A 12,581-nucleotide genomic window follows, 5' to 3' on the forward strand; every position below is an offset into this window, starting at 1 on the left:
AAAAACAATCCGGCTGCTCCACGGCCGCCGGACGTTTCCTGCTTGTCTTATTCTAACAAATGCCTCTTTAAAATGCAAGAAATTTCAGAACATTTCGCTCTTCATTTTACGACGGCAAATGTCTCTTTCTTACAGATTTTGCACCGCATCGATAAACCTTTTTCCGTATTTTTCGTACTTGTGCCTGCCGACTCCTGTCACATTCAGCATTTCCTCCTCGCTTCCAGGTTTCAGAATGCACATATGGATGAGGGTTTTGTCGGAAAAGACCATATACGGAGGAATTTTTTCCTCTCTGGCGATCTCCAGACGAAGCGTGCGGAGTTTCTGGAAAAGTGGCTCATCCTCTTCAAACAGTTCACCAACCGCAGATTTGGGAAGCCTGCTCCGTTTATCTTTTTTCTTCGTTTCCTGCTCTTTCGGCATTTTCATTGTGAGGGTATGATCCTCCTCCAGAAGCGATTTCGAAGAAGCGGTGAGTTTCACAATGGTATATCCGTCATCGGTCAGATGCAGATATTCCCGCAGTACCAGATAATTAAGGATCTGACGCAGCCGGTGCGCCGGGATCTTTGCACAGGCTCCATACTCCGGATTTCCATCCATATCGTACTGCCGGATCTTGGCCGTGGATGCGCCACGCAGAGTATCCAGTATCACATTCACACCGTATCTCTGCCCGCTGCTTTCCACGCACCGGACCATGGCCCTGGCTTCCCGGGTCACATCCTGCTCCTCAAACTCAGTCTGGCAGTTCAAACAGTTTCCACAATAACTTTTTCCGTATTCGCCAAAATATTTCAGGATATACTCACGCAGGCAGTCATGGGTAAAACAGTAAAAAGTCATCTGCTTCAGCCTCTCCTGATCCCGTTCCCGCACCAGACGCCAGGTTGCCGCATCCAGCTCCTGGTTATCCTGCCCTCTCTCAATGAGATACTGGTTGGTGACCACATCTTTCCCACTGTAGAGAAGAATACATTCTGCAGGATCTCCGTCACGGCCTGCACGTCCAGCTTCCTGATAATAGCCCTCCATGTTCTTTGGCATATTATAATGAATGACGTACCGAACATCAGACTTGTCGATTCCCATTCCAAATGCATTGGTAGCTACCATCACATGACAGCGGTCATAGATAAAATCATCCTGGTTGTTCCGGCGTTCCTCATCAGAGAGCCCTGCATGATATCTGGTGGCAGTGATACCATCCCGGATCAGTTTTCCGCAGACCTCCTCCACCAGTTTTCTGGTCAGACAGTAGATGATCCCGCTGTCATCCGGATGCTCCAGTATGTAGTCGTGTACTTCCTTGTATTTATCTTTCGGCGTTTTTACCGCAAAGTACAGATTCTCCCTGTCGAATCCTGTCGTGGTGCAAAAAGGATCCCGAAGCCCCAGAAGCCTCGCGATATCTTCTCTTACCTCTTTGGTTGCCGTAGCTGTAAAGGCGCTGATCACCGGACGCTTTGGAAGCTGTGCCACAAACTCCGCGATCTTCAGATAACTTGGTCTGAAGTCCTGTCCCCACTGGGAAACACAGTGTGCCTCATCCACTGCGATCATGGAAATATCCGCACTCTGAGCAAAATCCAGAAATGCATCGGTGGTAAGCCGCTCAGGTGCCACATAGATAATAGGGTAACGTCCTACTTTTGCGTAACGCAAAGCTGTAAAATACTGTCCCTGTGTCAGGGAGCTGTTTAGGTATGCCGCTGAAATTCCTGCCTGGTTCAGGCTCCGCACCTGATCTTTCATAAGTGAGATCAGCGGCGAGATCACCAGGGTGATTCCCTTCATCATCAGGGCCGGTACCTGATAACAGATCGATTTTCCTGCCCCGGTAGGCATTACCGCCAGGACATCTTTTTCTGCAAGAAGCGCATCGATCACCGCCTCCTGCCCTTCTCTGAAAGTATCATACCCGAAGTGGGTCTTTAAAATTTCCTGTTTCGTCATAGATCGACATGATCCTTTCTTCACAAAGCGGACAAAAGTATCCGCATTCACTGTGTAACTTTACACCAGATAACTGCTGTTTTCCGAATGTTTTATTTTAACATATTTCCGGATAAATTACCAATTGATACAAAAAAATCACAAAGTAACCTTTCCTGCACCTCCTGTTATAATGATATAAGAGAAAAAGTCTGGCACTCCGGCTCTGTCCGGAATATGCAAAAGGAGGTTTTGCCATGTGTAAAAGAAAAATAAAAACTGTGAAAGTACTTCTTTCCCTGCTGCTCTTTGCTGCCGTCATGTTTCAGATTCCCAGCGATGTACACGCCCAGGTTGAAACCATGACCACAAAACCTGCACTCTGTTCGAAAGCAGTATCTTACAGCTCTGCCGCAAAAGCATCCGCTGCGAAAAAAGCAACTGCAACTTTCCGTTCTTCCAAAACCACTCTGTGGGTCGGTCACAAAGTTACCATGCGTTCCCTTATCACTCTGAAGGGCGGCACCAGCCTGAGTATCAAAAGCGCAAAATCCAGCAGACCATCTGTTCTGGCAGTTTCCGGAAGCTATCTGGTCCCAAAAAAAGCAGGAACTGCCGTTGTCACCGCAAAATTAAACGGCGTCAGCCGCAGGATCACCATTACTGTATCTAAACTGGCTGCCAAACCTACTGTCAAAAATCTGAAAACCAGTGTTGTCGGTATCAAATATGGCCCGAATAACATGAAAACCTATTACACCCTGAAGTTTACCAATACTTCCGCGAAAACAATCACAACAGCAAAAATCCGAATTACCACAGGCTTCGGTATCTACGATCAGATGTACTGGACCAGAAATCTGACTCTGAATCTGAAGCCCGGAAAATCCATGACGAAAACCTATTTTATCCAGAATATGGTCCAGGCTCCGGAAAAAAGTGATATTTCCGTCAAGTGCCTGAAACTCAGCTGGAAATAGGCCAGTCCTCTTCCCATTTACCAGAATATCACCTGTTATTTGGTGTAGAGCAAGTAGCGAAGCGGATTGCGAATATCCGCTTGACCCGAATATCCGCCTGACCTGGCATAAAAAAATCTGCAAAGACTCTCTGTCTTTACAGATTTTTTACGATTTATAAGTATATAGATTTTTCTTTTCTGTATCTCACAGCACTTCTTTCAGTACCTGCAGTCCATATTCTGCAAGGCTGTTATCCTCTTCTCCGGTACCACCGCTGATACCAAGACCGCCGATAATGGTATCGCCGACTTTCAGCGGTACACCGCCTCCGAATATCACGATATTATCGCTCATTTTTCCAAGGCCATAAAATGTCTGACCCGGCTGTGTCAGTCTGGAAAGCTCCATGGTGGACATCTTCACAGCAACAGATGTATAGGCCTTTTTTACGGCCATATCGAAACTTACAAGAAAAGATCCGTCCATCACATGAACCGCAACCGGATTTCCGTCCGGGGTGCATACCGCAATTACGGAAGGCTTGTTTCTTCTGAGGGCTTCCTGCTCAATCTTCTCGATGAGACGTTTGGCAGAATCCAGTGTGATACGTCCCTGGATTCCCATACGCTTCAGCACTTCCTGGATCATCGCTGTATTTGCTGCCATACTATCATTCTGTGCCATCGCTGTATTTCCTCCTGCTGTTGTTGTCACAGTCTTATCTTGCACATTAAAAGCCTGTACATCATTTTTCTGCGCCAGCTGTGGATCCTGTCCCCCTGCATTCGCCACTGATGCATTCGTCGCAACATTTGCAGTATTTTCAACTATTTCTGTCCCGGCATTTTCTGATCTCACAGCACCTTGAACACTTTCAGCAGCTTCTGCCTTCTTCTCTTTGATCTTCGCAACATCCACATACCTTGCCAGCACATAAAAATAATCTGACAGCCGGTTCATATATTTCTTGGCTCCGGTATCCGATCCGAACTTCACGCTGACAAGCGCAAGCTCTCTCTCAGCTCTCCGCGCCACAGCTCTTGTCACATCAACCTCAGCCGCAACTCTGGAGTCCCCCGGCAGGATTGGAAGTTTCTCCCCGGAAAAAATTTCTTTCATCCGGCCAATCTCTTCCTCCAAAAGCTCCGTCCGGTCTTCGCTGACCTTAAATTCCCGATTATAAGGATCAGAAACCCCATCTATGATCTTCTTCAAAGTCTCCGAGATCTTCTCCAGCATCCGGACAACATCCACATCATCAACCAGAACCCGCACAAGCCCAATATGACTCATCAGCTCCTCAACTGACCCCATCAGACAAATCCGATCATCCGACTTTGAAACATTCTTCGTATGGGAAAGATCCGTCATCCCCTTATCACCATACCCGGTATAAACCTCCATCCAGCTCAACCTCCCAGAAACTCCTGATAAATAACCCAACCCATATCAGACCAATTTTACAATCCTCGACCTGCTACGCATTCCACACCACGATCATCCCGTTCAAACCAGGCGCAACTACGCATTTCACACAAACGTAACACACACCACGATCATCCCGACAAACCAGGCACAACCACTCATTACGCAAACGTAACACACACCACGATCATCCCGGCAAACCAGGCACAACCACTCATTACGCAAACGTAACACACACCACAATCATCCCGACAAACCAGGCGCGGCGTTCACAAACGCGCCAGCCCCCGCCAAAACGTCACACATCCAAGGCGCCCACGGCGCCCCATCGGCACAACGTTCAACCCGGAACAACCGCAGCATACAGGCACAAGTCAATAACCTTCCGCCCGCCACAGTCAAGCACTCTAAAAAAAGCCCGAGGGGTGTGCAGAGGGGCCGCGGCTTTGCGGCCCCTTTGCGGTTTTTCTTCAGTCTTTTAAAAAGACCACAACTTCGTGTAGATTTTTACAATATCCTCTTTCTTCGGTACACGCGGATTTGCCGCTGTGCAAGCATCCGCAAGTGCCATATCCGCCATCTTATCAACCGCTGCAAAATAAGCATCCGGTGTGATCGTCTTCATCTCTTCGATGGTAAGCGGGATATTCATCTCTTTCTGCATAAACTGAATCCAGTTTACAAGAGATCTGACACTCATAACTTCGTTATAATTGCTCAGTCCAAGAAGATGTGCAATATTGGAATATCTCTTTACTGCCGGAAGATATTCTTTCTGACTTCTGCTGCGTTTGTTGATATTTGCATTATATTCAACAATATGCGGCAGTAACATCGCATTAGCTCTTCCGTGAGGAATATGGAAAATAGCACCCAGCTGATGAGCCATACTGTGAGTAATTCCAAGACCTGCTGCATTGAAGGAAAGTCCTGCCAGACAGGATGCTACATGCATTTTCTGTCTTGCATGCATATCATTACCATCAACATATGCACGGTAAAGATATACACCACAGATCTCAATGGATTTCTCTGCAAGTGCAGAAGTAAACTCATTGTGATTGATGCTGACATAAGACTCAATGGCATGAGTCAGAACATCCATACCTGTATCTGCTGTGATCGCAGGTGGAACACTGCGTACAAGTTCAGCATCCAGGATCGCCTCATCAGCTGTCAGGCTGTCTGAGATCAGCGGATATTTCACATGTGCCTCTGTATCATTTACAACTGCAAAAGAAGTAACCTCGGAACCTGTACCACTTGTTGTAGGAATGGCAACCAGTCCAACCTTTCCGTAATTGTTGATCTTCAGGGCAAACTCACGGATTGCCTTGGAGGAGTCGATGGCAGAGCCACCGCCTACTGCAACGATCGCTTCCGGCTGATACTGAAGGAATTTTTTGACTCCTTCGGCAATTTTTCCAACCGGAGCATCCGGAACAACATCACAGAAAATATCAAATTCTTTTCCACCTGCCTGAAGCGGTTTTGTGATCATATCGATCATTCCGCTTTTTACAACAAACGGATCTGTGACAACAAGGACTCTTTTGTATGGAATATCTTTCAGTCTTCCCAGGGCATCAGCTCCAAAATGGATGGCTGTTTTCATTTCAAATGTATTCATAGAAACTGCTCCCTCTCGTCATACCGAAACACAGTTCTCTTTTTTCTGCCTGTGTTCGGATAAAGTAAAGCGGATCTCCGCATTCCGCATACACTGCATGCTCATGAACACGATCGTTTCACGATATATGTTCAATCTATTTCGGGTAGATGCATTCGATCTTATGCCTGTTAAAATGATCCAGCCACTTTTCAGACGGTTTTTTGTCTGTGATGATCGTCTCGATATCCCGCAGCTGTCCTGCCACGGAAAAAGCAGTCTGATCAAATTTCGTGCTGTCTACCACCAGAATACGCATCTTTCCGGAATTGATCATGGCCTTTTTTGTTGTTCCAAAGGCTTCTTTGGATTCCATGATCCCCATATCCTCGTTTAATGCCTTACAGGAAAAAATAACCTTGTCCACATAGTAAGAACGGATCACTTCTTCGGTTCTGGCACCAAGAAAGGCAAGATACCCCTCCTTCATCACTCCGCCGGTGGAAATAATATTCCATCCGGATACATCAGAGAGCTCCAGAAGGATCTCCATGGAATTGGTGACAACGGTGAGACGTTCTTTTTCTTTCAGTGCCTTGGCCACAAAAACTGCCGTTGTGCTGGCATCCAGAAAAATATGATCTCCGTCATTCACCATGGAAGCAGCAATCTCCGCCATTTTCTGCTTTCCCTGTACATTCTGGTTTTTACGAATATTAAATGGTAAATCAATACCGACATCTTCGTTGATCACCGCACCGCCATAACTCTTTGTGGCAAGTCCTTCTTTTTCCAGCTTGTCCAGATCACGGCGGATGGTTTCTTCTGAGACACTGTAAAGCTGGCTTAGTTCACTTACAACAACCCTTTTCTCTGCCTGTAATTTTTCGAGAATCAGATTTCTTCTTTCCAACGCTAGCATAAAATGCCTCCTTTTCGGATGTCATTCGGGATATCCTCTGAAAGGATATCCCGATCTCATAGACAAATATTAAAGGATCGTATCGATCATTCTCTTGTCCGGATGAGCGATCACTGAGGAATCCATATACATTCCTTTTTCAGCTACCAGCTCTTTTGCTCTTTCAATGGAAGCCTCTACTGCAGAAACCTCACCTGTAAGAAGCATGTAGGATTTACCGCACATACCCTTCGCAATACGAAGCTCGATCAGATCAACGATTGCTGTCTTTGCAGCCTGATCTGCTGCTTCGATGATGGATGCCGCATCATAGGTCTCCAGGATTCCCAGGGCACTGATCTCCTCAACCTGTGTGGTTCCGTAGATTGCCGGGAAAATGGACTCATGCGGATTGCCCAGTACAAAACTGTCAATGCATTTATCCTCGTATGTTGTTACTGCTGTGTCTACAGCAGCTTTCACTGCGCTTAAATCTCCGGTGATAATTGCAATATATTTTCCCGGACATACTGTCTGCGCCTCCACGATCTCTACTTCAGATGTCTTAACCATGGCATCTGCTGCAGTGATACCAGCTGGTGTGGTTTTAAACTCAATCATTCCGATTGCTCTACTCATTTTGTGCACGTCCTTTCTAATTTCTTGCAATTACAACATGGCGGTCTGTTACTTCTGTAACTTTTCCGCTGATCGTTGCATGGATTCCGACACTTAATCCCTGTGCAGGCTGTGCGATCATCTGACCTTCTGTTACCATATCGCCTACATTTACGATCGCCTGTGCCGGTGCACCAATATGCTGGCTTAAGAGAACTTTTACCTTGGATACATTTACAAGCTCTTCCTGAAGCGGTGCATCCTTGTCATATCTGGTAAGTCCCAGACGTGCCATCAGGCGCTCCTCAGGAACCTTGCGGTATTCTCTTGACTCCTGTACCGGTTTCGGCTGAACACCCTGAGGTGGTCTGATTCCGGCTTTACGAAGTCCGCCTTTCATATCTGCAAGCAGTGTTCTCGGAGCCAGGCTCTGCGGACACGCATACATCTCGCAGACACCACAGGAGCTGCAGAATGCAGAATTGATATAAGGATTTACATTTCTGAAATCCTGGTTTGATGCTGCCATCATGAACATTGCCGGATCGATCGGATGTCCCAGATTATGTCTCGGGCAAAGATCTGTACATGTGTGGCAGTGGCAGCAGATGGATGCTGCTCTCTTTAAATCTATGGAAGAAGTCCGCTGCTTCTTCATGACAATAACATGGTCCTTTGGAAGAACCAGGATTGCGTTCGTTGTTTTGGTAACCGGATCAGAACCATTTCCGATACGTCCCATCATCGGGCCGCCTACGAAATATACTGGATCTTTCACAGTTGTTCCGCCTGCCTGGGCAACAACCTCTTCCAGTGTACATCCTAACGGAACTTTCACTGTAACAGGGTTCTCAACCTCTGCAACAACGGAAACATATTTGCTTGTGACCGGTTTGTGTTCTTCTACCGCGCGATATACATTGTAAAGTGTCTCTACATTGAATACGGCTACTCCCTGCTCAATAGGCAGTCCTCCTGGCCGTACCACGCGTCCGGTTGCCTCATAAATAAGAACAACCTCATCACCCATCGGATAAACCTCATCCAGAAGATGGATCTTAACCCTTGGGAATTCTTCGATATGCTGATTTAAGGCATTGATTGTCTGTACATAAGATTTTTTGATTCCGATGATGGCCTGGGAAGCTCCTACCGTCTCCGCAACCATATCGAATGTTTTCATGATCTCATATGCGTGCTTTTCCAACAACTGTCTGTGAAGTTTCAGTAATGGTTCGCACTCTGCACAGTTCATAAGAATGGTATCCGCTTTGTCTGTCAGTTTCATGTATGTAGGGAAACCTGCACCACCTGCTCCGACAACACCATTCTCCTGCATAATTTTCTGTAATTCTTTGATATCCATGGCGTTACTCCAATCCTGCACCGTCATCTACGATTCCGACGATTGCGGCATCTACCGGTGCTGTTTCTACGCCGCAGCCTATTCTTGCTGCGCTTCCTTGTGCCACCAATACATACTCGCCGATTCCCGCACCGATGATATCGATGGCAACAATCTGGCTGTGCTCGGCTTTCATATGATGCACCGGCTCTACAATCATGAATTTATTTCCTATCAGTTTTTCACTTTTTCGTGTGGAAACAATGCTTCCAACTACTTTGCCTACGATCATATGAGCCTCCGTTTTTCTCCATATCCTCTGTTAGGGATGCCAGAAAGTGGCATCCCCAAAGGAGGAATATTATTTGATTATGGTAACTGTATTGCCTGTGGCAATTCTTGCTGCATTTGCTTCATCTGTATCAATATGCATTTCCAGTGTAAAGCTGTCATCTACACGGATCTTAACCTGATTAAAGATTGTTCCGCGCTCATTGTCCGCTTTAACAGAAACAATATCACCATCATGTACACCCGCAGCCTGGGCATCCTTCGGAGCCATATGAATGTGACGCATGGCCACAATACATCCCTCTTTCAGATAAATAGCACCTTTCGGTCCGACAATGGCGATCGGCGCGCTTCCGGCAAGGTCACCGGACATACGTACCGGAACCTTCATTCCCAGCTTGATCGCATCTGTTGCGGAAACCTCAACCTGAGATTTGCTGCGGACAGGTCCGAGGATTCTTACATTCTCGATCGCACGGAGCTTCAGTCCTACGATGGTAACTGTTTCATTGGATGCAAACTGTCCGCCCATCAGATCTTTTTTCTTGGTAAGCTGATAGCCTTCTCCGAACAGTGCCTCCACATGCTCCTGTGTCAGGTGAATATGTCTTGCGGAAACTCCGATAGGTACAACAAAACCATTGCCCTTGTCTTCGTTTTTGTTGATCGCATCGATCACCATTTTTGTGATCATTTCAATATTATTCGTTTCCAAGAGTACACCTGCTTTCTTTCGGTCTCATAACTGAAAACTGAAAAGCACCGGCCAGAAGCCTTAATGGCCCTTCGGCCGGTGCGTATCAGTAAGAATCAGTTGAAATTATTTAAGAACCGGAAGGATTTTCTCAACATCTGTATGAGGTCTCGGGATTACGTGTGTAGCTACAAGCTCTCCAAGTCTGGATGCTGCTGCGCTTCCGCTCTCTACTGCAGATTTAACTGCTCCTACATCTCCACGAACCATAACAGTTACAAGACCGGAACCGATCTTCTCTGTTCCTACAAGTGCAACGTTAGCTGCCTTGCACATCTGGTCAGCTGCCTCGATAGCTGCTGTAAGTCCTCTTGTCTCAACCATTCCTAATGCTTCCTGTGTCATGATTATATCCTCCTTATGGATTGCTAATGCTTTATTTGTTCTGTTTACTTCTGACTTTTTTGGTGCAGCAGTTTATTTTTCGCTGCTGTTTTTGCTTTCCAGTGCTGTTTCCGGATTCTCTTGCTGTTTCTTTTTCCACCGGCTTGCACTCAGCTCAACCAGTTTGACGATTTCCTCGTGAGGATTGGCAATTACCGCATAACTGGCAGGTTTCTTGATTGCCTGCTCTACTGCCGCATTGACAGCTGCTGTAACTGCTGATACATCGCCTTGTACGATCAGGGTCACCAGTCGTCCGCCCAGCTTACGCTCCCATGACGCCAGCTCAACGTCTGCCGTTTTGCACATGATGTCCAGGGCATTGATCGCCGCAACCACACCTGTGATTTCTATAAATCCATATGATTTTCCCATGAGCGAACTCCTTAACTAATTTCTGTTCCTTTCAAAGCCTGAATCAGAGCTTTGGAAGGATTTTCTCTACGTCTGTATGAGGTCTCGGGATCACGTGTGTAGCTACAAGCTCTCCAAGTCTGGATGCTGCTGCGCTTCCGCTCTCTACTGCTGCTTTTACAGCGCCTACGTCTCCACGAACCATAACAGTTACAAGACCGGAACCGATCTTCTCTGTTCCTACAAGCGCAACCTCAGCTGCTTTTGTCATTGCATCTGCTGCCTCGATTGCAGCTGTGAGGCCTCTTGTCTCAACCATTCCTAATGCTTCCTGTGCCATGATTCTATCCTCCTGAATCTTATCTTCGTTACAATTTTATCATATATGATTCCGCCACTTTTGTAAAGTAAACTTCGGAATCCGCTTAATCTTTATCCAGGGCGCTGATCTTCAGCATTTTCTGTGTACCTGGTTCCGGGTTGGGGATTATGTAATGCTGTACCACACCTGTCATGCTCTCTGCGACTTTCATGCCGGCTTCTACCGCTGCCGTGACATCTGACACGCTTCCGCGGTACTTGATGCAGACAAGAAGCGGTACTGGCAGGCTGTCCGCATTCGCCGGTTTATTCTTATCGAATACCTCCAGGTGGACATTTGCAGCCTTGCACCCGGCGTCAGCTGCCACAAAGGCTGTCGCAAGTCCGAAGACCTCCAGAATTCCTACAGCTTCTGCCATGTTGCTTCTCCTTTCCCGTTAAGGTTATTTGTTAACAACCGCGATCTTAAGACCTGTCATTGACAGGTTCTTCTCAAGTGCCTCGTTGATCTCTTCCAGCGGATACTTGTCAGTGATCAGCTCAGACATTGGAAGTCCGATTGCTTTTGCTCTCTTAAGGAAATCAAATGTTGTTGCATAATCTCTGAGGTTGTATACCCAGGAACCAACAAGGTTGATCTCTTTGGAGCAGAGGTCGAAATGCGGGTTGATGGTTGCATCTCCACCGTTGATGAAGAATCCAAGCTCGCAGAGGCCGCCGCCGTTGCGGATGAATTTGTAGATATTGGAATGAGCATGAGGATTTCCAGTACACTGGAAAGCGAAATCTGCAAGATGTCCGCCCTGAGCCTCTTTCACAGCCTCAGTAAGTGCCTCAACACCCTTGAAGTTCATAAAGTTTACAGTTGTAGTTGCGCCCATTCTCTTGGCGAATTCAAGACGCTGCTCGTTTCCGTCTACTGCGCAGATGTTATGAACGCCCATTGTATGAAGAACAGCGATGCAGATAAGACCGATCGGTCCGCAGCCCTGAACAACAACTCTGCTGTTGAATTTCAGGATTCCTGTTGTTTTTGCTCTCTCTACTGCATGTACAAGAACTGCACATGGCTCGATGAGGATACGGGAATCAAGATCCAGGTCGCTTACATTGAAGAATGTGGAACCGAATTTTCCGCCTCTGATGAAGATGTAATCAGCGAACCATCCGTTGAATTTTACATCGTCATCTGGAAGAAGTCCGTATACGTCAGCGCCGCCTACGTTCTTCTTGTTAAGGTCGAACATTGTGATTTCCGGATCATCTTTGAAGATCATCACATGTAACGATCTTATCTCCGACTTTAACCGGTTTGCCAGCTGTATCAACCTTAACGTTTTTACCCATTTTTACGATCTCGCCGGTTCCCTCATGTCCGAGAACTACCGGAATAAGACCAAACGGATCATTTTTGTACTCATGAGCATCTGTTCCGCAGACACCGCATCCCTCAACTTTTACAAGGATGTCGTCATCTCCAACTTCCGGAAGATCATACTCCTGAAGCTCGAAATGTTTCTTCTCTGTCATCATTGCTACTCTTGCTTTTTTAGGGATTGTGTTTCCTGCCGGAGCAGCCGGAGCGCTTGCTGCTGGTGTTGCAGCCGGAGCGTTTCCTGTCATGCCGGAGAGAACCTGTTTAACGATTTCTTCGATATTTACATTGTTCATATCCATGA

The 12,581-nt window shown here is 46.7% G+C and carries 13 protein-coding genes and 1 pseudogene; 1 reads left to right on the forward strand and 13 read right to left on the reverse strand.

What is annotated here, in order from left to right:
* Window positions 1-129: 129 nt before the first annotated feature.
* Window positions 130-1,959, reverse strand: a complete 1,830-nt coding sequence (gene recQ, locus AC04Q6_RS04305) for a DNA helicase RecQ (protein ID WP_119247820.1) — start codon at window positions 1,957-1,959, stop codon at window positions 130-132.
* A gap of 236 nt (window positions 1,960-2,195) precedes the next feature.
* On the opposite strand from recQ, the gene AC04Q6_RS04310 reads away from it, so the two are divergent.
* A complete protein-coding gene (locus AC04Q6_RS04310) occupies window positions 2,196-2,918 on the forward strand; it encodes a hypothetical protein (protein WP_118062682.1) in 723 nt (240 codons plus the stop codon).
* Between the two features lie 186 nt (window positions 2,919-3,104).
* Here AC04Q6_RS04310 and AC04Q6_RS04315 read toward each other — a convergent pair whose 3' ends face one another.
* The 12 genes and pseudogenes from AC04Q6_RS04315 to AC04Q6_RS04370 form a co-directional block, all read right to left on the reverse strand.
* The gene (locus tag AC04Q6_RS04315; RefSeq protein WP_021977477.1) at window positions 3,105-4,304 is read right to left on the reverse strand and encodes a cob(I)yrinic acid a,c-diamide adenosyltransferase; all 1,200 of its coding nucleotides are present in this window, start codon (window positions 4,302-4,304) and stop codon (window positions 3,105-3,107) included.
* Window positions 4,305-4,803: 499 nt separating this feature from the next.
* Entirely contained in the window at window positions 4,804-5,955 is a 1,152-nt protein-coding gene (locus tag AC04Q6_RS04320; protein ID WP_118070753.1) for a 1-propanol dehydrogenase PduQ, read from the reverse strand.
* Between the two features lie 136 nt (window positions 5,956-6,091).
* The gene (locus tag AC04Q6_RS04325; protein ID WP_118070751.1) at window positions 6,092-6,856 is read right to left on the reverse strand and encodes a DeoR/GlpR family DNA-binding transcription regulator; all 765 of its coding nucleotides are present in this window, start codon (window positions 6,854-6,856) and stop codon (window positions 6,092-6,094) included.
* A 69-nt stretch (window positions 6,857-6,925) separates the two neighbouring features.
* On the reverse strand, window positions 6,926-7,474 hold the full coding sequence (locus AC04Q6_RS04330; protein ID WP_015525948.1) for a BMC domain-containing protein: 549 nt from the start codon (window positions 7,472-7,474) through the stop codon (window positions 6,926-6,928).
* A 16-nt stretch (window positions 7,475-7,490) separates the two neighbouring features.
* Entirely contained in the window at window positions 7,491-8,819 is a 1,329-nt protein-coding gene (locus tag AC04Q6_RS04335) for a 4Fe-4S dicluster domain-containing protein (RefSeq protein WP_021977480.1), read from the reverse strand.
* A 4-nt stretch (window positions 8,820-8,823) separates the two neighbouring features.
* Window positions 8,824-9,090 (reverse strand): EutN/CcmL family microcompartment protein, encoded by a 267-nt coding sequence (locus AC04Q6_RS04340; protein ID WP_015525950.1) that lies wholly within the window; start codon window positions 9,088-9,090, stop codon window positions 8,824-8,826.
* Window positions 9,091-9,159: 69 nt separating this feature from the next.
* Window positions 9,160-9,771: a phosphate propanoyltransferase gene (locus tag AC04Q6_RS04345; protein WP_370816971.1), complete on the reverse strand. Its 612-nt coding sequence runs from the start codon at window positions 9,769-9,771 to the stop codon at window positions 9,160-9,162.
* A 138-nt stretch (window positions 9,772-9,909) separates the two neighbouring features.
* Entirely contained in the window at window positions 9,910-10,188 is a 279-nt protein-coding gene (locus AC04Q6_RS04350; protein ID WP_005427721.1) for a BMC domain-containing protein, read from the reverse strand.
* A 72-nt stretch (window positions 10,189-10,260) separates the two neighbouring features.
* Window positions 10,261-10,602 (reverse strand): BMC domain-containing protein, encoded by a 342-nt coding sequence (locus AC04Q6_RS04355; protein ID WP_021977483.1) that lies wholly within the window; start codon window positions 10,600-10,602, stop codon window positions 10,261-10,263.
* A 43-nt stretch (window positions 10,603-10,645) separates the two neighbouring features.
* Window positions 10,646-10,921: a propanediol utilization microcompartment protein PduA gene (pduA, locus tag AC04Q6_RS04360; protein WP_015525952.1), complete on the reverse strand. Its 276-nt coding sequence runs from the start codon at window positions 10,919-10,921 to the stop codon at window positions 10,646-10,648.
* A gap of 85 nt (window positions 10,922-11,006) precedes the next feature.
* On the reverse strand, window positions 11,007-11,321 hold the full coding sequence (locus AC04Q6_RS04365) for a BMC domain-containing protein (RefSeq protein WP_015525953.1): 315 nt from the start codon (window positions 11,319-11,321) through the stop codon (window positions 11,007-11,009).
* A 24-nt stretch (window positions 11,322-11,345) separates the two neighbouring features.
* Window positions 11,346-12,579: pseudogene (locus tag AC04Q6_RS04370) on the reverse strand (zinc-binding dehydrogenase).
* Window positions 12,580-12,581 lie beyond the last annotated feature (2 nt).

This window comes from Blautia sp. HA9023, from assembly GCF_056504095.1.